We start from the raw sequence: 26040 nt of genomic DNA on the forward strand, positions 1-26040 counted from the left end.
TTCTGATGTATGAGCTGAGTTATACTTATGAGGATTTTATTCCTTCGGATGACTTATGTTTACCCATGCAGAACTCTGGTCAGCCATTGATAATGTGGCAAAGCGGGCGCAATTGACGCCATCCGGTCTGGCACGGCGTGCCGGGCTTGACCCGACGACGTTTAATAAGTCCAAACGCTTTGCGGCGGATGGCAGGCCGCGCTGGCCGTCAACGGAATCTCTGGCTAAGATTTTGGAAGTCACTGCAATGGATGTGATGACATTTGCACAATTGCTGGCAGGCGAAAAATCTATTAATCCGCAGCAGAAGAAGCATGACAATGAACAGGAGTAAGTATGCGTAAACCGGCGACCCTTCGGACAATCCTGCCGCCGATCCTTGCTTTCAGTGTTGGTGCTGCTTTATTTGCCGCCTATGTTGCCCCGTTTTACGGCGCGCTTGATCGTGAATCAGGCAGCGGTGAAACCGGTATTGTTGTCGAAAATTTCGATTTGCCGGAAGATATGCCGCCGGAGCGTTTGCCGTCCGGTACTCTTGCCGGTTCTTCAGAAGGCGAAGAAAACAATACACAGCCGGATAATCCTTTGCCTGATGTTTCCGGCGAAATGCAGACTAAGCCTCTGGAACGCGTAGAGCCGCGCCCGCCTTTGAGCGATCTGGGGCTGGCTACGCCGGTGCAGGAAAAAACACCTGAGGCAACACAATCTGAGACAATGACTGAAGAACAGGCAGCCGCCAGCGGTTTGTTCTATCGTCCTGTGGCATTGGCTGCAGGCAGACTGGCAGTGGGTAATCGCACGATCGAGCTGAACGGCATTGATATTGTCGAGCCGGATGCATCCTGTTCCGATGTGAATGGTGACGTCTGGCAATGTGGTATGCAGGCACGCACAGCATTTCGCTCATGGCTGCGTGGTCGTGCTGTCAGTTGTAATATGGATGGTGTTGAGCAAAATCAGGAGCTGATCCGCACAAGCTGTACATTGGCGGGTACGGATGTTGCACGCTGGCTGGTGGAAAATGGCTGGGCGCGCGCTACTTTCGGCGGCCAATATGCAGACAGCCAGACACAAGCCGAGAAAATGCTGCTTGGTGTTTTTGGCCGCAAGCCGATAACGGATATGCCGCAAAACTCAGGGGATAATCCGACTGGTATTGCGCCTGCACCATCATTACCTGCGGAGAATCCGGTGCCTGATATGACTGCGCCTGAAGTCACCACACCGGCACAACCGGTCGCGCCGGATTTACCGTTTCCACCTGCGCCCCAGCAGTAGAGCATAAAAAAAGCCGCGTTTCTGAGAAGCGCGGCTTTTTTCTTTTTATTTAAAGTCTCAGGCGCGCTTGAGTGCCTCGGCAATCAGACCGCGTGTTTCATCAATGCCGTAAAGCGCTACGAATGAACCAAAGCGTGGGCCGCGTTCTTGTCCGATCAGCACTTCATAGAGCATCTGGAAGAACGAGACGGACACGCCAGGGCCGCCGTCTGGGCTCTTCTTATTATGATCCTGATAGCGTTCAATGACGCGCGCCACATCCAGAATGGCGTTCTGGATTGTCGTGCCGTCTGCACCGCTGTCCAGCGCGGCCAATGCCACATCCAGATCACGCAGAGCTTGGCTTTCAACTTCATCCGGTGCACGGAATTTCTTGCTCGGCTTCACGAAATCATTGAAGTAGCGGATGGCATATTCCACCAGAGCATTCAGCTCCGGATGCGTTGCCGGAGATGCACCCGGTGCATAGCGGGATATAAAGCCCCACAATGTGCTGGCATTTTCCGCATTGGATGCACTGACAAGGTTCAGCAACATGGCAAACGGCACCGGCAAATCAACCTTTGGTGGATTGCCGTAATGCTGATGCCAGACCGGATTGTTCAGGCGGGCTGCCCAATCCTGTTTTTCATAGGCGGCCAGATAGGTGAAATATTCATCCACGGCTTTCGGAATCACGTCGAAATACAGTTTCTTCGCTGTTCTCGGCTTCTGGAACATATAGAGGCCGAGGCTTTCAGTCGGTGCATAGGTCAGCCATTCATCAATGCTGATACCGTTGCCTTTGGATTTGGAAATCTTCTGGCCGAGATCATCGAGGAACAATTCATAGACGAAATGCTCCGGCGCACGACCGCCAAGAATTTCACAAATCTTGTCATAGATCGCCTGATTGGTTTGGTGATCTTTGCCGAACATTTCAAAGTCAACGCCGATCGCGGCCCAGCGCATGCCGAAATCCGGCTTCCACTGCAGTTTTACATTGCCGCCGGTGACAGGCAGTGTTGTTTCCACGCCGTTTTCATCGTCAAAGGTGATGGTGCCTGCTTTGGCGTCAACCTTTTTCATCGGCACGTAAAGCACGCGACCTGTAGTTGGAGAGATCGGCAGAAACGGGCTGTAAGTGGCGCGGCGTTCTTCACCCAGTGTCGGCAGCATCACGGCCATAATGTCGTCGTAGCGCTCGGCGGCACGCAGCAGCACTTCATCAAAACGACCGGACTTGTAATATTCCGTGGCACTGGCGAATTCATAATCGAAGCCGAAAGTGTCGAGGAAGCGGCACAGCATGGTGTTGTTGTGATCCGCAAAGCTCTTATAGTTGCCGCCAAACGGATTTGGCACAGCCGACAGCGGCAGTTGCAAAGCTGGTTCAAGCGCTGCACGATCCGGAACATTTTCCGGAATTTTGCGCATGCCGTCCAGATCATCCGAGAAGCAGATGAGCTTGGTTTTGACTTTATCTTCGGTCAGAACGCGGAATGCATGGCGCACCATGGATGTGCGTGCAACTTCGCCGAAAGTACCGATATGCGGCAGACCGGACGGGCCATAGCCGGTTTCGAAAATAACAACTTCGGGAAAGCCGGTTTTCTCGTACCGTTTTATGATTTTCCGAGCCTCTTCAAAGGGCCACGCTTTCGCCTGTGCTGCTGCCGCAATCAGGTCGGGCGCAAGGTCGATGTGGTTTGAGCGGTCGGTTGTCATAATATCTTTCCTGATAGGAGGTGTTGGTTTGAAATATCCGCACTTTTTACGGGTACGGACAGACAGGTCTATGGTGAGATGCGGGTTTCGTCAATGCGGTGCTGCGCTTTCTTTACAAGCGCTGGGGGATATGATGCGCTTTCTTTGCAAGCGCGGGCGTGTAATGCAAAAATGATGGGGGTTGTGTGCATTATCCTCAGGCTGAAATGCAGTTGAACACTTGTTAAGCCCTGTGGAATAGTTTCAAAGTCATAAAAAAGCCGATGCAGGAGTTCTTGGAAATGAAAATCACGCCGCAAGATGCGCTGATCTATATTATGGTAACAGTTTCAGCTGCGGATACGCGGATGACAGATGCGGAATTGTCCTCCATCGGAAATCTTGTGCATCGCCTGCCGGTTTTTACCGGCTTTGATGATGAAAGAGTGCCGGAAATTGCCGAGCGTTGCTATGAATTACTGACCAAGGATGATGGTCTGGATCGTATTCTGGATATTGCCCATCAGGCTCTGCCGGAAAAACTCTATGAAACAGCCTATGCGCTGGCTGTTGAAGTGGCCGCAGCCGACCTGCATGTTGAACAGGAAGAGCTCGCATTTTTGCAGCTGATGCGTGATCTGTGGAATCTTGACGAGCTCAGCGTCGCTGCCATTGAGCGCAGTGCGCGCGTGCGTTTCCGCAAATTGTAATCTGATGATGAGCGCATCTTTTTTGAGATGCGCTCATTTTTATTTAATAGAAATCGATCGGAAAATAGCGCAGATACAGGTCGTCCAGCACACCTTTGCGCTCCAATGCATTGAGTGCATTATTGAAGGCGAGACGCAGATCCGCATCTTGCTTGCGCAAAGCAATCGTCATTCCCTGTCCGAGAAACTCCGGTGCCGGATAGGCGCCGCCAATAAAGCGGCAGCAGGAGCCGTCCGGCGCGGTATTGCCTGATATCGTGCTTGGGTTCATCCAGAGCGACAGGCTCATCGCATCACCGAAAAGCAGCTGAATTTTGCCATCTCTGAGATCCTTATAGAGTAGCTCACTGCTACTATAAGGACTGGTTTTTGCTTTCGGGAAATAGGTTTTCAACAAGGCTTCATGGGCGGAACCGGCGAGAACACCGACTGTTTTCCCGTCAGGTGAAAAATTCTTATCGGCCAGTTCCGATGTTCTCACTGTCACAAAACGGGCTGGCAAGCTGAAATAAGCGCGGGTGAAGCTGAGTGTGGTGCGTTTTTCCCGATCCGGTGTCAGTCCGGCAATCAGCGCATCAGTTTCGTTTTTCTGCAAGGCGGGAAGCAATTCATTCCACGGGCGGGCTTCGATCAGGCAACGACTGGTGATCGCCAGTTCCTGACAAAGCGCACGGATCAGATCAATATGATAGCCGCTCAGCCGTCCTTGCGGGGAGAGGCTGTTGAAAGGTGCAAAATCTGTGCCGGTCAGGAAACGTATCTGCGCTCTTTGTGAAATATCCGGTTTTGCCGGTTTCTGGTCATCTCCCGCAAGATAAGGCGGGGCGGCGTAGGATGCCGAGATGCCGGAGGCGAGTATCAGCAGGATCGCAGAGCTGACGGCTGCGCAATATTTTAACGCCCGTTTGAGCGGGGCGGAAAGAACATCATTGCGCATTGGCTGACTGCAGCTCCTGTTGGTTTGTCCAGATTTTGTTCAGTATAAAATTTTCTCCTCTTTATAGAAAGCAGAACCCGCGTGAATAATAAATTTATTTTTTGAACAATAATTAATGTTGGTATTATTGAAATTGAATGATTTGTATATTGCATTTTTTACAGTTGATATTTTTTTAAAATGATTATTTTTGTTAAATTATCGTAAATTTCAAAATAGTTTTGTTTTGTTGCTTCTAATTTAATTGAGTTGATTTTGGTTAAATATTCGCGGGGGCGAAATGACACTACATTTGTTGTTTACACAAAGCTTTATAAAACTCTGCGCAGCATTCTCGGTCCGGCTTGTCGCGGCGGGATTGGGTAAAGCGGATATTATTGCGGCCTTTGCCAGCGCTGCACGGCATAATACGTCTTTTAATGATGAACTCGTGCACAAAGGCGCAATTTCTGAAGCGGCACTTTACAGGCTTTGGGCTGAAGAAACGGGGCTGACTTATGATGATGCGCCGGATGCGGGAGAGGTTTTGTTACGCCCTTTTGACGGGCCGGCTCGTCTCAGCAGTATCCGCCATATATTGATCGCGGGGCCTAAAGGTCAAAGCCTGCTTTATATGGCACCGGATCTTCGGGAATTGGCGATGCTGAAATTCTACTTACGGCAATATCCTGAAATGCGTGAGCGTTTAAGACTCTGTCCGCCCTCTGTATTGGTGGCATTATTGCATAACCGTTATGGCAAAGCCGCTGCCGGACGGGCACAAAAAATGACACCCGCACATCTTTCCGCCAGTCTGGTGCTGAACGGCTGGCAGGGTTTCTGTTTCGCAGGCTTGCTTATAGGGCTGTTATGGATGTTTCTGACGGAGGGCGGTTCCCGTCTGGCCTTTCTCTATTGGGGCATGACATTGTTTTTCTTTGCCTGCGTAACCATTCGCCTTCTGGCGGCGTGGAATGCACGGCCGCTGCATATCAGACCGCTGGCACCATACCGGCTTCATGATCTGCCGGTTTATACTGTGCTGGTGCCGCTTTATAAGGAGGCAGGGATTGTGCGGCAGCTTATACAGGCGCTCAGTGCCTTGAACTGGCCGGTTGCAAAGCTGGATATCAAACTGATTTGCGAGGCTGATGACAGTGAAACTCTGGCGGCGCTGTCACGGCATAAATTACCTGCGCAATTTGAAGTTCTGAAAGTACCCTCTATTGGCCCGCGCACCAAACCCAAAGCTCTGAATTATGCACTGCAATTTGCCCGTGGCGAATATCTTGTCGTCTATGATGCGGAGGACAGGCCGCATCGCGATCAGTTGCTGGAGGCATGGCAGGCGTTCCGGCGTGGTGGCAGTGATCTGGCTTGCCTTCAGGCGCCGCTGGTGATCGGAAATTTCAGCTGTAACTATCTGACGCGCTATTTTTCTTTTGAATATGCAGGATTATTTCGCGGGCTTTTGCCATGGCTCAGCCGTCGTGGTGCCGTGATGCCTTTGGGCGGAACATCCAATCATCTCCGGCGCAAAATACTGCAGAAAGTTGGTGGCTGGGACAGCTATAATGTGACGGAAGATGCCGATCTGGGGATGCGTCTGGCACGCTTCGGTTACAGGGTGGACGTGATTAACCGTCCGACGACCGAAGATGCGCCGGAAAATTATAAGGACTGGAAAACGCAACGCACCCGCTGGTTCAAGGGCTGGATGCAGACATGGTTGGTGCATATGCGCTCGCCAGTGCAAACCTGCCGTCAGTTAGGTGCAGCACGTTTCAGCCTTTACTTGTTATATACAACAGGTCTGCTGTTATCCGCTTTGCTGCATCCCTTTATGCTGGTCAGTCTGATTTGGGGTATTGCTCTAACAATCTCCGGTTATCACGACCAGTCGGTTGTGGCTGCGGTTTTGTTTAATGGTCTGAATTTGCTGACAGCTTATCTGAGTTTTCATTTGCTGTGTCAGAAGACACTGCGTTATGAAGAAAAACGCCGGTATTTTTATCTTTGGGGCGTGCCTTTATATTGGCTTCTACTGTCCGTTGCATCATGGCGGGCATTTTATCAGATGTTCACTGCACCCCATCACTGGGAAAAAACACCGCATTTTCCTAGCCGTATTGAGAGCGGGTTAAAACACGTTGAAGAAGACAGAAGAACTGTGCAGACTTTACCGGTGCATTATGCACAGGAAGGCATAATCATCCGGCCGGATTGTCACAAAACCGCAATATAAATCATAAATAGTCCGGATGTTCTTTCGGGGCGGACTATGCGCTTTTCCGGAAAAACATTTGTAATCAGCAAAATAAATGTATTCTGTGAAACTGTGCTGCTATCGGAAAGATAATATGCGCATCTGTTGGAATAGAACATAGCAGGCTGCAACAGGGCAGGCATAAAGGCGGCATTCAGATCTATGGTTACCGGTCAGAAACAGCAAGGCGGCGTTTCAAACATAATGGCATCAGATACAGACGGAGAGCGGAGACAGGAGAATAGTCAGCAGAGATTGCTAAAATCTTTGCGTAAATCGGCGTCCTCTTTACTGATAATTTTGCCGTTGTTTTTACTGCTGCGTTATTGGGGCGTTTCCGTACCCCTTGCTGCGGCAGGCTGTGTGCTGCTTTTTATTCTGGTGATTGCGCTGGCGTTTTTCAGTACACCGAAACCAGTTGCGGTTGCGACCAAAACCGGCAAGCGGGAAGGGCCGCTGTCGCGCCTGTCCGGTGAGCGTCTTGCCGATTTTCTGCCTGATCCGCTGGTGCTTTTTGATACAGACGGTACGATCCTTTATGTCAATCATGCAGCTCGCGAAGCCTTCCCGCCACTGGCTCGGGATGCGTCCCTGTATTTATGTTTTCGCTCGCCGGAAATGCATTCACTGATACAGGGGATTATTGCTGACGGGCAGGCGCGGTCATCGGATTATCTGGAGCGGCTGCCGTTTGAGCGCTGGTATCGTGCTTCGGTCATGACTTTTGAAACGGCAAAAGGTGAGGCAGATTGTTTTATCCTGATCTTCCGCGACCAGACGGAGTTACGCCGTATTGACCGTATGCGGTCAGATTTTATTGCCAATGCCAGTCATGAACTGCGCACGCCTCTGGCTTCATTGCGCGGTTTTATTGAAACGCTGCAAGGCCCTGCGCGCGACGATGCTGCTGCGCGCGAGCGTTTTCTTGGCATTATGCAGACACAGGCAGACCGCATGTCGCGTCTGATCGATGATTTATTGTCTCTTTCCCGTCTGGAAATGAAGGCCGCTATTCCGGTAAAAGAACGCATTGATATCGGGCAGGTGCTGAGCCATGTGGTGGAGACACTGGCGCCTATGGCCTCCGGTGTTGGCGTAACCATTGAATGGACAAAGCCGGATCATCCGGTCTGGCTGCCCGGCGACAAAGACGAGCTTATTCAGGTGTTTCAGAACCTGATTGAAAATGCCTGTAAATACGGGCAAGCGGGAAAGCGTGTTATTGTCAGCCTTGATGAGCAGGGAGGCGAAGCAGCACCAACCACTGCAGATGCATTGCGTGGCTTTTCCGTCAGCGTAGAGGATTTCGGCCCTGGTATACCGGCGGAGCATTTACCCCGTCTGACCGAGCGTTTTTACCGTGTTGATGTGGATAGCAGCCGCGCCCATAAAGGCACGGGTTTGGGGCTCGCCATTGTTAAACATATTCTGACCCGCCATCGCGGAAGGTTGATCGTGCGCTCACAGCTTGGAAAAGGCGCTGTATTCACCGTCGTATTTGCTGGGTCATAATCATAGGTGCGATCCGCGGGCTGGCTAATCAGCGTTTAACGCCGCGGATCAGTTGCCATTTCAATGGCCGCAGAGCCTGCCAGAATGACGTGCCACGCAAACGCGACATTATTTCTTTATGTGCTTCATAGAGGCGGCCGCGCAAGGTGGCGCAGACAGTGAGGCGTTTGAGCGGAATGGTCAGATCACAATTCTGCAATTTCCAGTCTTCGTCACCAACGCCAAGATCAAGACAATTATAGCCTTGCTCTTTCAGGTCTTTGATAAGCAGATAATGCAAGACATGGCCGGGGGAATATTTCGCCCAGTTTTTCAGATTTGAGGCAATCATGATGCCGTAATAATGTGGCCCGCTGACCAGTCCCCACATACAAGCGAGAATTTCACCATTCAGTTTCAGTGCAGAAAAATGCAGCACACCGGCTGATTGAAATACCCGTGTTGCTTCATTGAAATAGTGAATTTTCTCAGGATATTGCTCAAATCCCGGCACATGCGTTTCAATAAAACGCTGTTGTTTTTCCCGTAACATGAAGTCCAGCAATGCCTGATTTTCAGCGTCATTTTTCGCGATAAAAAATTCGCAATCGCCTAATTCATGGAGGCGGCGGAGTTTGCGCCGGATAATTTTCGGGCGCACGAGGCTCTGCTGTATTCTGTCCCAGTCATGAGACAATATATTGGCATGGCTGTCCGCTGAGTTGCTCTGATTGGCCAGCAAAAATATCGGATTGGTCAGATTGCCCAGTTTTTCAGGCATATTATTAAAATCGGCAAAATCAAAAGCCGGCAGAGCTTTCTGTATCTGCTGCCACACATTTTCTGCCTGCGCACGGGTCCAGATCATTCCGCAGGCAAAGAGCACGGGCGCATTATAATCGGCCACACCCTGATCTGTAAAAGACAGGATGCGCGTTCCGTTGCGCACAAAGATAGCCAGAGGCAGAAACATAACCGGTCTGCCGTCTTCTGTGCGAACTTCGATAAGGCACAGCTCAGCCTTCAATGCCGGAGCATAGGTTTCTTCCCAGATTTTCAGAAATGTTGTGGTCTGAAAAATATGATAATTCGGACTTGCATGGCTATGCAGTTTGCCGGGTCCGTTTTTTTCAGCAGCAGGCCAGTCGCCGGAAACATCGTCAACGGACTTAAAACAGCGGATCTGATAAGTCGGGCATAGGGAGATGTGCGGATCAGAACTGAGGGCAAGATATTCGCTTTTAGGCACCTGAGCAGGTTCGATCAGGCTTAAATCCGGCTCTCCCCGGGAAAGCTGTATCGAACTGATTAATGCCATGCCGCTTGCCCTGTTTTGTTCAATGATAGTCAGGCGTGATGCTGAAAGCCGTTTTACGTTTGATTGAAGCTGAGGCGACTCTGGCAGAATTGTGTAAACAATGTCCTAGGGAAAAATTTGAAACACAGAATTATTATATCGCTTTGCGGACAAGCAAAAACAGGTCGTTGCTTTGTAGTATTTGAGTGAGTTTTATTTAAGTGAAATGATAATATTAAGAAATTTTGATAATATAGTCTGCCGCCATATTCATGTGACGTTAATTGCATTTTATATGTCTTATGCCTATATGCGCGTGATAGCCCGATGCTCAGACAAGCAGGATGTAAGATGGCGGTCTCAATCATTATCAAAGCATTGAATGAAGAACGACGGATTGCCGCCGCGCTTGAAAGTGCTCTTGCAGCTTTGCCTGACGGGCAGGGTGAAGTTATTCTGGCTGACAGCGGTTCCCGCGACCGTACGATTGAGATTGCAAAGCAATATCCTGTAAAAATTGTTCAGATTGAAGCGCCTGCCAAAGCCAGTTGCGGATTGGGGCCTCAATTGGGCTATCAGTATAGCAGCGGCTCTTTTATCTGCCTGATGGACGGTGATACAGAACTGGCACCGGACTTTATTATCGAGGCGCTGAAATATCTGGAAGCAAATCCGCGCGTTGCCGGTGTTACCGGCCATGTGATGGAGCGCAATAATGAGAGCCTTGAATATGTCCGGCGCGGCTTGCGGAAAACCGCGTATAAAGCAGTCGGAACGATCGACCGCATTAATTGCGGAGGACTTTACCGGCGCGAGGCGATAGAAGAAATCGGCTATTTGTCTGACCGCAATCTGCATAGCTATGAAGAATATGATCTGGGTGTGCGGTTGCGTGCTAAAGGCTGGACATTGTTTCGTCTCGACCGGCGCTTCGTGTATCACACGGGGCATAGTGCCAATGCATACAAGCTTCTAATCAAGCGCTGGCAGTCAAAATATATTCTCGGCATCGGAGAATTGCTGCGCTCGGCAACGGGCAAGCCACATTTCAAAATGTTGTTTGCCGAATTGCCGGAATTGCGACTGTGGATGGCAGTCTATGGATGGATTATCGCTATGCTGCTGGTGCTGGCTGTCTTGCCAACCGGTATTGCGCTATTGATTGATCTGGCGATGATTGCTGCTGCGGTAGCTTTGATGAGCGTGAAGCACCGCAGTTTTTCAATCGGGCTCTATTCAGTTACAGCATGGTTTTTCCATGCAGCGGCACTGCCACTTGGCTTTTTCACGCCACGCAAAAATCCTGCTGCTATGATCGAGAGCAAAATCATTCAAGAAAACAAGCATTAGAGCATTTCACAGTCAAGTTGGATCAACTTGACTTCTTGATTATGTCAAGTTGGATCAACTTGACGCCCGTGATAATGCGACCAAATAAAGAATTGAGACGCGAGCGCTATGATCCAATCTGGACGTAAACCGCTCTAGAGCGACGGGCGCCTCTTCGGGTGCAATAAGGTCACTCTAAACTGAGCTTTGTTTTGCCCTGCGCATCAAGCGCAACAGCACCAGCCATGCGCAGATGGCGATGGAGATTTCAATCAGATAGATTGAAATAAATGTACCTGTCGGCGGCATCAGCCATGTGGCAAATGCCAGTATCGGCGCACCGATTATATTGCCGGTGTTAAGAATAGCCGCGCGATAGCCGTGCTCACCGGCAGACCCCATTACCTCGACGCTGACAGACCATAATGCATAGAAAATAATGACCCAGCACAGTACCTGCGTAAAATATACCATGGACTGATATTCCTGCCCGAAAATCAGTGGCAGATATGGTGCCAGAAAATAAACAAATGTCGCCGTGAAAACGGAAATACCCAATGCCATCAGCGTGGCTTTTTGTGCCAGAGGCCAGGCTTTGTCGATGCCGTTCGCACTCATTTTGGCAAAGCGGGGATAGAGCAAACGGCTCATGGCATCAATATTCAGATAGCTGCTGTCGACAATCCGTCGTGCAACGCCGTAGCTGCCTATGACTGCGGGGGAGAGAAGAAGACCAAGCAGCAGCAAGTCGATATTCTGGCGAATGGCGCGGAAGATGAACGGGGTGGCAAAGAAGATACCGAGTTTGATTTCCTCACGCATAATATGGAAGATGGGCTTGCCCAGCCGCATTAAAAACAGCCAGTATATTCCGGCAACTAATACGTGACAGGCAAATTGCCACCAGGCCCAGCCGTTAATGGTGCTGACGCCAAACACAACACAAGCCAGAACAGCCGCAAGCGTACGGGCAAGGGCGAAGCCGACCACAGAGAGATTGGCTGCTTTGAAATTGCTGTGTCCGATATAGACGGCCTCAGCCAGCAAAATCATGCGCAGCAAGACAATATTGGTGACAAGATAGAGAAAGAGACTGATCGCGTTGGTAACAGGATCAGGTGAAAATTCGATCCAGTAGGGCAGGATAAGCATTCCGGCAGCTACGAGCAGAGCACCGCTGATACCGATCAGTATCAGATTGTGACCGAGCATGACCGGATATATTTTTTTATTCTGCGCCACGCGCCGCAGCAGGCTTTCCGCGCTGCCAATGCCGCAAATATGCACGACAATGCTGGTGATTGCCATGATAGTGATGAACATACCAAATTCAGCCGCGCCGAGAAAACGCGCGAGAATAGCAAATGTCGCAAGCTGTGCTACACTTGCCATGATGAGGCTGCCGCTGGAAGCCATATAGGAGAGGAGCGACGGTAAATATCGTCGGATACGTGCAGACATGCGGTTGTCCGGCAACTCCGTTTCACTCATAGTTTTATTTCCCTTGTCGCAGCCTCTCTATAGCATTTTCCTGTGAAAGGGAACAATTTTAGACCGATTTAGGCCGGAAAACAAAACGGCAGGGGAAGCCTGTTATTAATTATTATAAGTAAAATTTAAAATAATGCTTTTCATGGAATCTAATACTTAAACTATGCCGATGAGGCTTTGTTAACCTTTTTTTTTAATATCTCTGTTACTGCATAAGTAGATACAGCAATTGAGCCCTCTATACGGGTTTTGCCTCAAGCGATTAGAGATGTCTGATGTATACGCTGCAAGAATTAGCTAAAAAAGCCAAACCCGCGTCTGCCGGCAGCCGTGGTGCAGAAGCTGTTTTGCAGCCGGATACAGATATACGAGCCTCTGAAGCCGTTTCTTCTCCTTCGCCACAGGATTATGCAGACAGTGACGAGGCGCGTTCTGCACAGCGCAGCTGGGTTTTTCCGGTTGTTGGTTTTTCAGATATTATCAATTGGTTGCTGCGCTTTTGGTGGCTGATCCTGCTGCTGGCTCTGGTGGGGGCAGCTGTCGGCATAGGTTTTGGTAAAACTGCCAAGCCGCGTTTCACTGCGGGTTCGGATATCATTGTTGCACCATCAAATTTGCAGGTTGTGCCGAATGATGTTTATGCCACCAGTATGCAGGCAGAAAGCCAGCTGATGGATATTGAAAGTAAGCTGCGCTTGCTGACATCCGGTAATGTGATGCAACGGGTGGTCGACGAACTGAAATTGCAGGATGATCCGGAATTTAACGGAACAGAGAAAACATTATTCTCCGGTCTTCTGGGGGAGCCGAAGAAGGATGAAGCAGTTGATCCGCAACAGGCAAAGAATATTGCAGCCTTGCGTGAATTGTCATCACGTGTTGAAGCCCGCCGTCCGGAACGTTCTTATCTGATTAATCTCACTGTCTGGGCACGGGAGCCTGAAAAGGCCGTTATATTGGCAGATACTGTCGCCAAGGCCTTTCAGGATGAAGTTGCACAGAATGAGCGGGATGGTGCCGCACGCGCTGCCCGTGCTTTGACAGAGCCGCTGAGTGAGCTGAAAAAAGCTGCAACTGAAGCTGAAATGAAAGTAGCGCAGTTCCGTAATGCGCAGGGGCTTCAGACCGGTAATACCGGCGAGCTGGTCAGTGCACAGGCTTTGACAGAAATCAATTCGCAGCTTGTCGGCGCACTGAGCCGTCAGGCCGAGGCAAAATCCCGTTATGCAGAACTGACCAGTGCCGGCAATCAGGCTCTGGATCCGTCCGGTACATTGCAATCCCCGACGCTGACTGCATTGCGCACACAATATGCGACCCTGAAACAGCGTCTTGATGCTATGACCATGACTTATGGTCCGCGTTATCCTGAACTGGCCAGCACGCAGTCGCAGATTGCAGGCCTGCAGGCACAAATTTCGCAGGAAACGTCACGGATTTTACGTGCCGCAAAGCTGGATCTGGATCAGGCAAATTCTGTGGTCGAAACTTTGCGCCGTCAGATTGAGACTGCCCGGTCAGCGGTTTCCCTCGATACGGATGCACAGGTTACGCTGAATGATCTTGAACGAGACCGCCTGACAAAGACAACTCTGTACCAGACCTATCTGACCCGTGCGCAGGAAATTGCCCAGCGCCAGCAGATCGATGCGACTAATATCCGTATTGCTTCACCGGCCTTGCCACCTAAAAGCCGTTCATGGCCTCCGGGTACAGCTCTTCTTACTGTTGCCGGTGCCGTTGTCGGCGGTGGTCTTGGTACGGGTTTGGCGTTGCTTTTCGGATTTATCGGTCTCTTACGTGCACAGTCCCGCGCTTCTTATAAAAAATAGTGAAGCAGGTTGCAGATGATCCGCACCTCCGGCATGAGCGATATAAGAGGTTTTCTTGCTGCGACCTTATTCATGGCGCAGTTCTTTTACCTCTGGGTGACGATCGAGCCTTTTCCTGCGGAAACGGCTTCGGCGGCGGCTGAAGGCGGCTCAAGCCTGTTTAATCAGGTCGTTTCCTTGCTGCTCTTCGCAAGTGCCATTTGTTATGTTGCCCTTAGCCCGTTAAAGAAGCTGGTATTGCAACCCAGGCCTTTAATCGTGTTGCTGGTCATATGGATTTTGCTCGCGGCGCTTTTCTCTGCAGAGCGGGTTGAATCCTTAAAACAGCTTATTCTTTCCTGCATCATTATGCTCAATGCCTCGGTATTCCTGCTATTGCCGCGTTCTGAAGAGCAATTCGCCAAAATGATTATGGCAGGGCTGTTTGTCATGCTGGGGCTTGCCTATTTCGGTGTGATGTTCAAGCCGTTAGTGGCTATACATCAGTTCAGTTCCGAATTGGGCGACGAGCAGTTAGGGAACTGGCGCGGTCATTTTGCCCATAAAAATGTCGCCTCTGCAGCCATGCTGGTCAGCGGGTTCTTCGGGCTTTACCTGAAAGATAAAGGCTATCACCTTGCGGGTTGGCTGATCCTTGTTTTGTCGGTGTTCTTTTTGATGCATACCGGCGGTAAGACATCGACGGCTATGTTCCCGATGATCCTGCTGATTGCCTATGTTTTCGAGAAAATTAAGTGGCTGCGCGTGCCGATTGCTGTCGGGGGTGTGTTAACGATCAATTTTTTAACGGTCGGCGCTGCATTGATACCGTCTGTCTATGAGTTTATTTCATCGCTCGGCATTGATGCCAGTTTCACCAACCGTTCGGATATCTGGCGACTGGCTGTAGGGGCAATTGCTGATAGGCCATTGATCGGGCACGGGCTTCATGGTTATTGGCTGACGGACGCTCTGGTTAATAATGATACAGTGGAAAACTGGTCTCCGCGTGCTTTTAACGGTCACAATGCATGGGTCGATGCGTTAATTAATCTAGGTGTTATTGGTTTTTTGCTTGTCTTTATCTGGATTTTAGTGCTGCCATTACTTTACATCAGGCGGATTTCACAGCAAAACCTCTATACGCCTGTTGTGCGGCTTTATGTACGTATCTGGCTTTACGGTTTGTTTGGGGGCGCGCTTGAAAGTGTATTCTTTGAAACCGGCAGTTTATTATGGTTCAGCGTTATGATGGCTCTGTTCGGCTTGCGTTTGCAGGCATTGGCAGTGCCGGTTCCTTATGACGATGCGCCCTCGCTTGCGTTCGCATCAGGCAGTATCGGAGTGACACGGTGAAGCACAAAATTAAATACTGGGTCGCTCGTTTACAGGCACGGCTGATGTCTCGCCTCGCTCCTAAAACACTTCATGTGCCAACGGATCATGCGGTGATCACGTTCACTTTCGACGATGTACCCGACAGCACTTTGTATTATGGCGCGGCCATATTGGAAAAATACGGATTGCGCGGAACATTTTATGTGGCCGGAGGGCTCGCCGGTACATCAGAAACCAGCCGTAAACTGATTACAGAAAGCGGAATTCGTGAACTGGCGGAGCGCGGGCATGAAATCGGGTGCCATACATTTTCACATGCGAATGTTGCGGCACTTAAGGATGCGCAGTTGCAAAGTGAGATTGACCGAAACCGGTCATTTCTGAGCCGGATTCTGGGAGATAACAAAGGCGGACATGGTCCGAAGTTTAATTTTGCCTATCCCTATAATGCGGTTTCCTATTTTGCCCATCGGCGGTTGGCGCGCAATTACCGTACTTGCCGCGCCGGAGAAAACCGGATCAATCGCGGGGCAATAAGCCCGCAAATGTTGTATGGTATGGAGATCCGCCAGCCAGAGGCACATTCATTACAATTGACGCGGGAAATTGATGCGGTGAAAGCGCAGCCGGGCTGGCTGATCTTTTTTACGCATGACATTTCTGAAACACCGACATCCTATGGCTGCACACCGGCGACCTTTGAAAAACTGGTTCAATATGCGGTGCAAAGCGGATGTGAAATTTTAACAGTTGATGAAGCACTGGATGATTATGCATCTGCACATGCTGTGTGATGTGTAAAATTTATAAAGCTTTAGAGCGCCAGACACCCATTGGGTGCACAAAACTCGCTCTGACACTTTAAAGTGAGAGCATAATTTCTGTTCCAAGTTTAAGAAATTATGCTCTCAGGCCTGCTTGAGGGAACGCATGACCTTAGATGAGAAGCAGATGCGTCTGCTGGCAATTAATAATTATTTTTACCGGCGTGGCGGAGCGGAAGCGATCTTTCTCGATCATATGAGCCTGTTCGAGGATATCGGCTGGGATGCCGTGCCTTTTGCCATGCAGCATCCGGAAAATCTGCCTTCAGACTGGTCGCGCTATTTTGTATCTGAAATTGAATATGGCCGTGAAAGCTCTGCGCTGACCAAGGTTAAGCAGGCTGCTAAGATCATTTATTCCCGCGAGGCGCAGCAAAATCTGAGCCAATTGCTGGAAGCCGCGAAGCCGGATATCGCTCATGCGCATAATGTCTATCACCATTTGTCACCGTCAATTTTTGCGACGCTGAAGCAGCATAATATTCCGGTTGTAATGACCGTGCATGATCTGAAACTGGCCTGTCCTGCTTATAAAATGCTGGTTGACGGTCATGTTTGTGAGCAGTGCAAAGGTGGCCGGATTTATAATGTGGTCGCCAATCGCTGCATCAAAGGGTCGGTTTCGCTCAGCGGACTGGTTTTTGTCGAAACTGCTGTTCACCGGATGCTCGGCCTTTACCGCAATAAAGTTGACCGCTTTGTGGTGCCGAGCCGTTTCTACCGTGAGAAGCTGATTGAATGGGGCTGGCCGCCGGAGCAGCTGGTCTATATTCCGAATTTTGTTGAGACAGATCATCTGAAGCCGGTTTATGAGGCGCAGGACTATCTGCTGTTTGCCGGTCGTTTGGCACCGGAAAAAGGCCTTAAAACGCTTATCGCCGCAGCGGCAAAATCCGGTGTGAAGTTGATCATTGCCGGTACGGGCCCTGATGAGGCCGAATTGAAAGCACTGGCAGCGGAACTCAATGCGCCGGTAGTTTTCGCCGGTTATGTGACAGGTGAAAAGCTGCATCGTCTGATCGGAGAGGCAAGGGCGCTGGTTCTGCCGTCTGAATGGTATGAAAATGCGCCGGTCAGTATTCTGGAAGCCTATGCGCTTGGCACACCGGTGATCGGCGCGCACATCGGCGGTATTCCGGAGATGATCCGCGAAGGCGAAACCGGACTGACTGCTAAGGCCGGTAATGCTGACGATCTGGCTGCACAACTAAGCCGCATGGCTGCTATGCCGCCTGCGGAGCGTAACCGGATGGGACTGGCCGGGCGCGAATGGATTTTGAATGAATTCTCGGCTGAAGCCTATCGCAACCGTATGCTCGCTCTTTACGCTGATCTGGGAGTACGCGCATGAGTAAGCGTCCCAAAGTGATGATGCTCGGTCTGCGCGGTGTGCCGCAAGTGCAGGGCGGTGTGGAAAAGCATGTTGAGGAGCTTGCCCGCGTTTTCGTTGAAAAAGGCTGGGATGTCGAAGTGCTGGGGCGCAAACCCTATCTGACGCAGAAAAAGCCTTATCAGTGGGAGGGTGTGCAGGTCACGCCGCTTTGGGCGCCGCTTTCCACGAAATTTGAAGCGATTGCTCATACATTTCTTGGTGTTCTGGTGGCGGCAGTTCGTCGACCTGACATCCTGCATATTCATGCAATCGGACCGGCTTTGCTGACCCCTTTGGCACGATTGCTTGGGCTTAAAACCGTCGTCACCCATCATGGGTTTGATTATAATCGCGATAAATGGGGCGGACTTGCCCGCAAAATGCTGAAAACCGGTGAATGGGCAGGGATGCGTTTTGCCAGTCAGCGGATTGCCGTTTCCCGTCATATCGCTGAGGCTATGGCAGAACGCTGTCAGGTTTCCGCACAATTTATTCCCAATGGTGTGACCCTACGGGAAACCGGTGGGGCAAGCGCTGTGTTGCAGACATTTGCACTGGAGCAGAAGAAATATGTGGTGATGGTTGCCCGTATCGTGCCGGAAAAGAACCAGCATGATCTGATTGCTGCTTTTGCTGCCATGCAGGCTGCGGGTTATCACACGGATAAGAAACTGGCGATTGTCGGTGCCGCCGATCATCAGTCACCTTATGTCGATCAGGTGAAAGCTCTGTCTGCCAAAACGCCGGATGTTGTACTGACAGGTATGCAGCGCGGCGATGATCTGACGGCGCTTTACAGCAATGCAGCTTTGTTTGTTTTGCCGTCCAGTCATGAAGGCATGCCGATCGCGATGATGGAGGCGATGGGCTACGGATTGCCGGTTCTGGCCAGTGATATTACCGCCAATCTTGAGGTCGGCTTGCCGGAGGCTGACTATTTCCCTCTCGGAGATACGCAGGCCTTAGCAAAGCAAATGGCTGAAAAACTGGATCAGCCTTTCAGTGCAGAGCAGGCGGCTGAACAGAGTGCGGAAATTGCAAAAAACTACAGCTGGTCTGGAATCGCAGATCAGACTTTGGCGGTTTATCAGCGCCTGCTTTAAGTTTTGCGCGTTGGGAGGTGCAAAAAGCAGTGCATTTCCTGCTTTGCCTTTGCACTATATGCGGATGAATTAATGCCGCTTGCGCATGATGCGCCGGATATCAGGACAATAAAAAAGGCGCTGAAAAGCGCCTTTTTGTTTGCGTATGGTGCCGATTAGCGAGCGCGGCGGCGCTCTGCAGTCGGCTGGAAAGCCAGCTTGGAATGATAGCTGCAATAAGGGCTGGATTCACCGGATTCATGACCGCAGAAGTGGAAATCTTCGTGCAGCGGATCACCGACCGGCCATTTGCATGTGCGTTCTGTCAACTGCAGCAGGGTCAGGTGACGGGAAATCGGCACAACAACATTTTCATTGTGACGGATAATCGGTTCCGCAACGGCATCAGCCAGAACTTCTGCCTGCAGTGCTGCGGCACCGGAGGTTTTCATCACTGTGGCACGCATTGTCGGCTGCGGTGCACTTGCACTGCCGGATGACATGCTGCTGCTTGATGTTGTTGTCGGGCGTGGTGCAGCGACCGGAGCGGGAGCCGGTTTCTTGCTGCGTGGCGCGGCAGTTGTTGTTTTGCCGCGTCCGGATAGTTTAAGCCGGTGCACTTTCCCGATCACCGCATTGCGGCTGACGCCGCCCAGCTGGGCTGCGATCTGGCTTGCACTCAGACCTTCACTCCACAATTTCTTGAGAAGCTCGACGCGTTCATCTGTCCAGTTCATTGTGGCTCAGGCTCCGTTCTTTATAATCTTTATAGCGTCCGGCTATCGTTTTTGCGGGCCCGTCCAAGCAGGCACCATATGTACCGGACAGCTGGCGCTGTCGCACTAAATCTAGTCTTACTTTAATATGAAACTACCTTAAGCAAGGACTCCGTGACAAGCGCGGCGCCCGGTGCTGGAATGGTTTTCCCCAACCTTGGAGATCAGCGGGCATTTAATAGACCGGTTTTTTTTAAATACAAGGTTTTCGTGCAACACTTCGGAGTTTATTTCACGGGCACGGGGCTGAAAATTGACAATTATGGTTGTACCGGCCTGTTGTTCAGGCCGGATCCCTTATTGAAGCCTGTGTAACAAAATTGCGCAACAGCGACATTTTTGCACATTTTAAGGGGGCGGTTTTCACCCCGCAAGGCCGTGGTCTTTGATTGACATTTATATATTGGCGAACAATAGTGCATTGTCGAGCCGCCCTGAGGGCGGCTTTTTGATTTCATCCGCGCGCAACAACCGCTTCTCCGGTGGGAGTTTGAGAGAACTCACGGAGACCGGTGAAGAATGATGTTGATGCCCGCTTCAATTTAAAGGCTTTGGAGGCCTTATTGGCATGACGACTGCGACTGTGCACCCGCTTTACGACACCTATAATCGTGCAGCGTTGCGCTTTGAGCGAGGGGAGGGCGTTTGGCTGATTACCGAGGGCGGCGAACGCTATCTCGATTTCGCAGCCGGTATTGCTGTAAATTCACTCGGACACAGCCACCCGCATCTGGTGAAGACACTTCAGGATCAGGCCGCCAAATTGTGGCACCTGTCCAATGTCTATGAAGTGCCGGGTCAGGAGCGTCTTGGTCAGCGTCTCGTCGATAATACATTTGCCGATAAAGTCTTCTTCACCAATTCCGGTGCCGAAGCTCTGGAATGCGCGATTAAAACCGCGCGCCGCTATCATTTCGCCAATGGTCAGCCTGAACGTTATCGCATCGTTACCTTTGAAGGTGCTTTCCACGGCCGTACACTGGCAACCATCGCAGCCGGCGGACAGGCCAAATATCTGGAAGGTTTCGGCCCGAAGGTCGATGGTTTTGATCAGGTGCCGTTCGGTGATGAGGCTGCCCTGCGTGCTGCTATTACACCGGAAACAGCGGCTATCCTTCTGGAGCCGGTACAGGGTGAGGGCGGTCTTCGCTCCTTCTCCAATGAATTCCTGCGTCTGATCCGTCAGATCTGCGACGAAAACGGCCTGCTGCTGATTTTGGATGAAGTGCAGACCGGCGTTGGTCGTACCGGCAAATTCTATGCCTATGAATGGGCAGGTATTGAGCCTGATCTGCTGGCGACTGCCAAAGGTATCGGCGGCGGTTTCCCGATGGGCGCCTGTCTGGCAACCGCTGAAGCAGCCAAGGGCATGGTCGCAGGCGTGCATGGCACCACCTATGGCGGTAACCCGCTGGCGATGGCCGTGGGTGAAGCTGTGCTGGATGTAATGCTGGCCGATGGTTTCTTCGACCATGTTAACGAAATGGCATCGCAGTTCCGTCAGGGTATGGCGTCGATCATCGACCGCTATCCGGATGTGTTCACCGAAGTGCGCGGTAAAGGCCTGATGATCGGTCTGAAATGCGCCGTGCCAAATACAGATGTGATTACCGGATTGCGCGCGGAGCATATGCTGAGCGTTGGCGCCGGTGACAATGTTGTGCGTTTGTTGCCTCCGCTGACAGTAACGGCAGATGATATGCGTGAAGCTCTGAACCGGATTGAAAAGGTTGCAGCCAAGCTTTCCAAAGCTCCTGCATAACGGTGACTAATAATGGCAAATGATAAGACTTTAAGGCATTTTACCGACCTCTCTGCAGTCAGCCCGCAGGATCTGCGCTTCATCCTTGATGAAGCGCGCGCCCGCAAAGAACGATTAAAAGCCGGTGAGCGCGATAAGCCGCTTGATGGTAAAGTTCTGGCTATGATTTTTGAAAAGCCGTCCACGCGAACCCGCGTCTCTTTTGATGTGGGTATGCGCCAGCTCGGCGGCGAAACAATCATGCTGACCGGTTCGGAAATGCAGCTTGGCCGCAGTGAAACCATTGCGGACACAGCCAAAGTTTTGTCACGTTTTGTCGATGCCATTATGATCCGTACAACCTCTCATGATCGCATGCTCGAACTCGCCGAGCATGCGACCGTGCCGGTTATCAATGCGCTGACCGATGATACTCATCCGTGTCAGATCATGGCCGATATTCTGACTTTTGAAGAACATCGCGGACCAATCAAGGGCCGCACGGTCACATGGAGCGGTGACGGCAATAATGTGCTGCATTCCTTTATTGAGGCTGCGGCACAATTTGATTTCCGTCTGAATATTGCCACACCTTCCGGCAGTGAGCCGCTGCCGCGTTTCGTTGACTGGGCAAATGCAAAAGGCGCAAAAATCTTCTCAACCACCAGTGCCGAAAAGGCTGTAGCCGGTTCTGACTGCATCGTGACCGATACATGGGTGTCGATGGGGCAGGAAGATAATGCGCGCGGCAATAATGTTTTCATGCCATATCAGGTGAATGCGGATCTGATGGCGAAAGCCAATAAAGATGCTTTGTTCATGCACTGTCTGCCAGCCCATCGTGGCGAGGAAGTGACGGATGAAGTGATCGACGGCCCGCAATCCGTGGTCTTTGATGAGGCGGAAAACCGTATGCATGCGCAGAAAGCGATTTTGACCTGGTGTCTTGAAGGACGCTGATCGCTTCTTATCTATAGGATAACGTATGGATCGGCTGCCCTGATCCTGATTTGAAGATTGAACCACGGCTTGCAGGTCGTATAACGCCTGCGAGCCGTGTGTTATTTATGGTGCAGTGATGCAGCCCCAGTGGCGACACCCGTGGCAGCCAATAAAAAAGAGATAAGTGATGAATAACCAGACCAGTACAGACCAGATGATGATTGATAGCCCGATGCCAGACCATATTACCCTGTCCGGTGATGATGTTGTTGTGCCTTTTCAGGTTGAGGGTCTGGATGTGCGCGGCCGCACAGTGCAGCTCGGCGCGGCGCTGGATGCTATTCTGAAACGCCATAATTATCCGGAAGTTGTGTCCCGCCTGTTGGGCGAAGCCGCGGTTCTGACCGTGTTGCTCGGCACATCTCTGAAATTTGAAGGCAAATTCATCTTTCAGACCCGCTCGGATGGTCCGGTGGATATGCTGGTGGTGGATTTCCGCACGCCGGATGCAATCCGCGCTTATGCCCGTTTTGACGAAGAGCGTGTGGCAGAGTTCGTGGCTGCCGGTAAAACCAAGCCTGAAGAATTGCTGGGCAAGGGTACGCTGGCGCTGACCGTCGATCAGGGTGAGTTCACCCAGCGCTATCAGGGTATTGTTGCGCTGGACGGCTCGTCGCTGGAAGATATTGCACGCAATTACTTCATGCAGTCTGAGCAGATTGCGACTGAAGTTCAGCTGGCTGTTGCCAAGCTTTTCGAGCGCGGTGCCGATGGCAAAGCGAGTGAACAATGGCGTGCCGGTGGTCTGATGGTGCAGTTTCTGCCGCAGTCCGAATTGCGTGCGCGTCATCGCGATCTGCATGGCGGCGATAATCCGAATGGTGCTGAGGCTGAACAGGCTCCGGTTGAGGATGAATGGCAGGAAGCCCGCTCACTGGTTGCGACCATTGAGGATTCCGAGCTGACTGATCCGCAGGTGCCGTCTGAACGTCTGCTTTATCGTCTGTTCCATGAGCGCGGCGTGCGCGTTTATGAAGGCACGAAAGTTGTCGATCATTGCGCCTGTTCGCGGGACAAGATTTTCGGTGTGCTCAAAGGCTTCTCAGCTGAAGAAATCGAACACAGCACTGAGAATGGCAAAATCTCGGTGACCTGTGAGTTCTGTTCCAGCCGTTATGATTTTGACCCTTCGGAAATTAACGCGCCACAATGAGTGCTGAGCATGACAAAAGTGCCTGCCTGATAAGGCGGGCACTGCCGTCTGATGCTGCGTTGTTGCCGGAGATTGAACACTCGGCAGCTTCAACATTTGCAGCTGATCCGTGTTTGCATTTCATTCTCGATATGCCGGTTATGTCTGCTGAGCAGCATCTGGAATTCATGCAGAAAGGCCATGTGCTGGTTGCAGAATGCAATAGTGTGCTTGGCGGCTTTCTGGTGGCAGAAACCATGCCGGATGAAGGTTGCCTGCATGTCTGGGAGCTATCTGTGCATCAGGATTTCCAGCGCCGCGGGTTTGGCCGTAAATTGCTGGATGCTGCAGCTGACCTTGCCAAAGCGCAGGGCTGCGCAAGTCTCAGCCTGACGACATTCGGCGATATACCATGGAACCGGCCTTTTTATGAAAGCTGTGGCTATCAGGTGCTACCGGTATCTGAATATAATGCGCGTTTCCGCTCGATTGCCGAACTGGAACAGTCCATCGGCCTGCCGATTGAACGCCGCGTGGCGATGATTAAAACTATTTAGTCAGTTCAGAACCGGTCTGTGTCCGGGCATATCGAGCGAAAATGCCGGAATAGTGATGGGGAATAGTTTGCCTTCATCAGGGCTGCCAGCCTCATGATTTTGCATCATATAGGCACCGGACATCATGCCGGATGAGGTCGTCAGCGGACAGCCGGACGAATATTGATAGCTGTCACCCGGTTTCAGAAACGGTTCTTCACCCACAACACCGGGGCCGCGCACTTCTTCAGTCCGGCCATGGGCATCGGTGATCTTCCATGTCCGTGAGCGCAACTGCACCGGAATATGCGAATGATTGATAATCGTTACCCGATAAGCCCAGACATAACGGGATTCATCCGGTGAAGATTGTTCTTCCAGATAAAACGGCTCAACGGTGACTTCGATATTCTCGGTAATTGCGCGATACATAGAGGTTACTCTGGAGGGCCATGGGAGCTGGCTGGACATGACGGCTGCCGGCAAATCAGCAGCCGTCTGATACCAGCTTAGCCTTGAGCCGCTTTCAGTGCAAAGCCAATATCGTCTATCAGATCATCTGCATCTTCCAAGCCGATAGAAAGACGCAGCAGGCCGTCAGTAATGCCGAGTTCTGCTTTGGCTTCATCGCTGAGGTTTTTATGTGTTGAGGTGGCCGGATGGGTAATCAGGCTTTTTGCGTCACCGAGATTGTTGGAAATGCTGATGACTTCCAGCGCATTTTCAAAAGCAAAAGCTGCTTTCTTGCCGCCTTTCAGCTCCAGTGCAATCATGGTTGAGCCGCCGCTCATCTGCTTGGCGATAATGTCTGCCTGCGGGTGATCTTTGCGACCCGGGTAAATTACGCGGGCAATGGCATTCTGTTCGGCCAGAAAATCGGCAATCTTAGCGGCAGAGCGGGTCTGTGCTTCCACGCGTACGGCCAGTGTTTCCAGACCTTTGAGCATCGTCCATGCATTGAACGGGCTGAGACCCGGACCGGTATGGCGGAAATAATCCTGCAGAACTTCCGTAATCCATTCACGATCAGACAGAACAACACCACCGAGGCAACGTCCCTGACCGTCAATATGTTTGGTGGCAGAATAGACAACAATATGAGCACCGAGCGCCAGTGGCCGCTGATAGAGCGGAGTGGCAAAAACATTATCAACGATCAGCTTGGCGCCGACACTATTGGCAATGCCTGCAATTCTGGCGATATCCATCACTTCCAGTGTTGGATTGGTCGGGCTTTCCAGAAACAGCACTTTGGTATTCGGACGGATGGCGTTTTCCCAGTTCTCAATATTCACGCCATCAATCAAAGTGAATTCAACGCCGTATTTCGGCAGAAGGGTTTCAATGATGTACCGACAGGAACCGAACATCGCTTTGGCAGCCAAAACGTGATCACCGGCGCGAACCTGACAGAGAATGGCCGCAGCGACAGCAGCCATGCCGGAGGCAGTGGCGCGGGCTTCTTCTGCGCCTTCAATCGCGCACATGCGCTTTTCAAACATATCCGTCGTCGGGTTTGCATAACGGGAATAGATGAAACCCGGATCTTCACCGGTAAAACGGGCTTCGCAAGCCTCGGCGCTGTCATAAACAAAACCCTGCGTCAGAAACAGCGCTTCTGATGTTTCGCCATAAGGCGTGCGGGTTGTGCCGCTATGCACAAGCTGAGTTGCAGGGCGAAGGGTACGAATATGTGTCTTTGTCATCGGTCCAGCCTATATAAAAGGATGGTCGGCAGGGTTCGGGCCACACCGGCCAATAAAAAACCGGCCTTTGCATGAAGACGCAAAAAGACCGGCTCGGAACCGCGGCCATATTTAGCGACTTCTTTAACGTGGCTGCAAGCCGGCCGGCCAAATCACCACGACTGATTTTGTAGGACTGTTATGATTATAATGTCAAGCACTCGATTTCACAGGACTTGACAGCGGGGAGTGAAATCTATCTGTAAATGCGCATATC

The 26040-nt window shown here is 51.2% G+C and carries 21 protein-coding genes, 1 pseudogene and 1 riboswitch; of the genes and pseudogenes, 15 read left to right on the forward strand and 7 right to left on the reverse strand.

Annotation, left to right across the window (positions count from 1 at the left end):
• Positions 1-55: 55 nt before the first annotated feature.
• Both BKD14_RS03955 and BKD14_RS03960 read left to right on the forward strand, forming a co-directional pair.
• Positions 56-238: pseudogene (locus tag BKD14_RS03955) on the forward strand (helix-turn-helix transcriptional regulator); the annotation flags it as partial.
• 98 nt (positions 239-336) lie between these two features.
• Entirely contained in the window at positions 337-1278 is a 942-nt protein-coding gene (locus tag BKD14_RS03960; protein WP_075654351.1) for a thermonuclease family protein, read from the forward strand.
• 57 nt (positions 1279-1335) lie between these two features.
• On the opposite strand, the gene BKD14_RS03965 is transcribed toward BKD14_RS03960, so the two are convergent.
• Positions 1336-2985 carry a lysine--tRNA ligase gene (locus BKD14_RS03965; RefSeq protein ID WP_075654352.1) on the reverse strand — a complete coding sequence of 550 codons (1650 nt, stop codon included), beginning with the start codon at positions 2983-2985 and terminating at the stop codon, positions 1336-1338.
• A 281-nt stretch (positions 2986-3266) separates the two neighbouring features.
• On the opposite strand from BKD14_RS03965, the gene BKD14_RS03970 reads away from it, so the two are divergent.
• The gene (locus tag BKD14_RS03970) at positions 3267-3674 is read left to right on the forward strand and encodes a tellurite resistance TerB family protein (RefSeq protein WP_028233671.1); all 408 of its coding nucleotides are present in this window, start codon (positions 3267-3269) and stop codon (positions 3672-3674) included.
• A gap of 43 nt (positions 3675-3717) precedes the next feature.
• Here BKD14_RS03970 and BKD14_RS03975 read toward each other — a convergent pair whose 3' ends face one another.
• The gene (locus BKD14_RS03975; RefSeq protein WP_075654353.1) at positions 3718-4611 is read right to left on the reverse strand and encodes a transporter substrate-binding domain-containing protein; all 894 of its coding nucleotides are present in this window, start codon (positions 4609-4611) and stop codon (positions 3718-3720) included.
• Positions 4612-4891: 280 nt separating this feature from the next.
• Here BKD14_RS03975 and BKD14_RS03980 point away from each other — a divergent pair, with 280 nt between their 5' ends.
• Together BKD14_RS03980 and BKD14_RS03990 are read left to right on the forward strand one after the other, a co-directional pair.
• Positions 4892-6835: a glycosyltransferase family 2 protein gene (locus BKD14_RS03980; protein ID WP_083646785.1), complete on the forward strand. Its 1944-nt coding sequence runs from the start codon at positions 4892-4894 to the stop codon at positions 6833-6835.
• Between the two features lie 276 nt (positions 6836-7111).
• Complete coding sequence (locus BKD14_RS03990; RefSeq protein WP_245293582.1) at positions 7112-8368, forward strand: ATP-binding protein; 1257 nt, start codon at positions 7112-7114, stop codon at positions 8366-8368.
• A gap of 28 nt (positions 8369-8396) precedes the next feature.
• On the opposite strand, the gene BKD14_RS03995 is transcribed toward BKD14_RS03990, so the two are convergent.
• Complete coding sequence (locus BKD14_RS03995; RefSeq protein WP_075654356.1) at positions 8397-9665, reverse strand: GNAT family N-acetyltransferase; 1269 nt, start codon at positions 9663-9665, stop codon at positions 8397-8399.
• Between the two features lie 330 nt (positions 9666-9995).
• On the opposite strand from BKD14_RS03995, the gene BKD14_RS04000 reads away from it, so the two are divergent.
• Positions 9996-10994 carry a glycosyltransferase family 2 protein gene (locus tag BKD14_RS04000; RefSeq protein WP_075654357.1) on the forward strand — a complete coding sequence of 333 codons (999 nt, stop codon included), beginning with the start codon at positions 9996-9998 and terminating at the stop codon, positions 10992-10994.
• Between the two features lie 174 nt (positions 10995-11168).
• Here BKD14_RS04000 and BKD14_RS04005 read toward each other — a convergent pair whose 3' ends face one another.
• The gene (locus tag BKD14_RS04005) at positions 11169-12464 is read right to left on the reverse strand and encodes a lipopolysaccharide biosynthesis protein (RefSeq protein WP_022711108.1); all 1296 of its coding nucleotides are present in this window, start codon (positions 12462-12464) and stop codon (positions 11169-11171) included.
• Positions 12465-12739: 275 nt separating this feature from the next.
• Here BKD14_RS04005 and BKD14_RS04010 point away from each other — a divergent pair, with 275 nt between their 5' ends.
• The 5 genes from BKD14_RS04010 to BKD14_RS04030 all read left to right on the forward strand — a co-directional run bounded on the left by BKD14_RS04010 (position 12740) and on the right by BKD14_RS04030 (position 18912).
• Positions 12740-14296 (forward strand): GumC family protein, encoded by a 1557-nt coding sequence (locus BKD14_RS04010; RefSeq protein ID WP_075654358.1) that lies wholly within the window; start codon positions 12740-12742, stop codon positions 14294-14296.
• A 15-nt stretch (positions 14297-14311) separates the two neighbouring features.
• Positions 14312-15631: an O-antigen ligase gene (locus BKD14_RS04015; RefSeq protein ID WP_075654359.1), complete on the forward strand. Its 1320-nt coding sequence runs from the start codon at positions 14312-14314 to the stop codon at positions 15629-15631.
• Complete coding sequence (locus tag BKD14_RS04020) at positions 15628-16407, forward strand: polysaccharide deacetylase family protein (RefSeq protein ID WP_245293550.1); 780 nt, start codon at positions 15628-15630, stop codon at positions 16405-16407. Before BKD14_RS04015 ends, BKD14_RS04020 begins: the two co-directional genes overlap by 4 nt.
• Positions 16408-16543: 136 nt before the next feature.
• On the forward strand, positions 16544-17788 hold the full coding sequence (locus BKD14_RS04025; RefSeq protein WP_075654361.1) for a glycosyltransferase family 4 protein: 1245 nt from the start codon (positions 16544-16546) through the stop codon (positions 17786-17788).
• Entirely contained in the window at positions 17785-18912 is a 1128-nt protein-coding gene (locus BKD14_RS04030; RefSeq protein ID WP_075654362.1) for a glycosyltransferase family 4 protein, read from the forward strand. The genes BKD14_RS04025 and BKD14_RS04030 overlap by 4 nt, the downstream gene beginning before the upstream one ends.
• 155 nt (positions 18913-19067) lie before the next feature.
• Here the strand turns inward: BKD14_RS04030 and BKD14_RS04035 are convergent, their stop codons facing one another.
• The gene (locus BKD14_RS04035; RefSeq protein WP_022711114.1) at positions 19068-19628 is read right to left on the reverse strand and encodes a GcrA family cell cycle regulator; all 561 of its coding nucleotides are present in this window, start codon (positions 19626-19628) and stop codon (positions 19068-19070) included.
• 607 nt (positions 19629-20235) lie between these two features.
• Here BKD14_RS04035 and BKD14_RS04040 point away from each other — a divergent pair.
• The 4 genes from BKD14_RS04040 to BKD14_RS04055 all read left to right on the forward strand — a co-directional run bounded on the left by BKD14_RS04040 (position 20236) and on the right by BKD14_RS04055 (position 24099).
• Positions 20236-21429: an aspartate aminotransferase family protein gene (locus BKD14_RS04040; protein WP_022711116.1), complete on the forward strand. Its 1194-nt coding sequence runs from the start codon at positions 20236-20238 to the stop codon at positions 21427-21429.
• 12 nt (positions 21430-21441) lie between these two features.
• Entirely contained in the window at positions 21442-22368 is a 927-nt protein-coding gene (gene argF / locus BKD14_RS04045; RefSeq protein WP_075654363.1) for an ornithine carbamoyltransferase, read from the forward strand.
• A gap of 196 nt (positions 22369-22564) precedes the next feature.
• Positions 22565-23563 (forward strand): Hsp33 family molecular chaperone, encoded by a 999-nt coding sequence (locus BKD14_RS04050; RefSeq protein ID WP_051139033.1) that lies wholly within the window; start codon positions 22565-22567, stop codon positions 23561-23563.
• Positions 23560-24099 (forward strand): GNAT family N-acetyltransferase, encoded by a 540-nt coding sequence (locus BKD14_RS04055; protein ID WP_075654364.1) that lies wholly within the window; start codon positions 23560-23562, stop codon positions 24097-24099. Before BKD14_RS04050 ends, BKD14_RS04055 begins: the two co-directional genes overlap by 4 nt.
• On the opposite strand, the gene apaG is transcribed toward BKD14_RS04055, so the two are convergent.
• Positions 24100-24510 (reverse strand): Co2+/Mg2+ efflux protein ApaG, encoded by a 411-nt coding sequence (apaG, locus tag BKD14_RS04060; RefSeq protein ID WP_075654365.1) that lies wholly within the window; start codon positions 24508-24510, stop codon positions 24100-24102.
• A gap of 77 nt (positions 24511-24587) precedes the next feature.
• Positions 24588-25784, reverse strand: coding sequence for an O-succinylhomoserine sulfhydrylase (locus tag BKD14_RS04065; RefSeq protein ID WP_075654366.1), 1197 nt, complete (start codon positions 25782-25784; stop codon positions 24588-24590).
• 89 nt (positions 25785-25873) lie between these two features.
• Positions 25874-25953: riboswitch (SAM riboswitch) on the reverse strand.
• Positions 25954-26040 lie beyond the last annotated feature (87 nt).

It is taken from the genome of Pseudochrobactrum sp. B5, assembly GCF_001939785.1.
GTDB classification, from domain to species: domain Bacteria; phylum Pseudomonadota; class Alphaproteobacteria; order Rhizobiales; family Rhizobiaceae; genus Pseudochrobactrum; species Pseudochrobactrum saccharolyticum.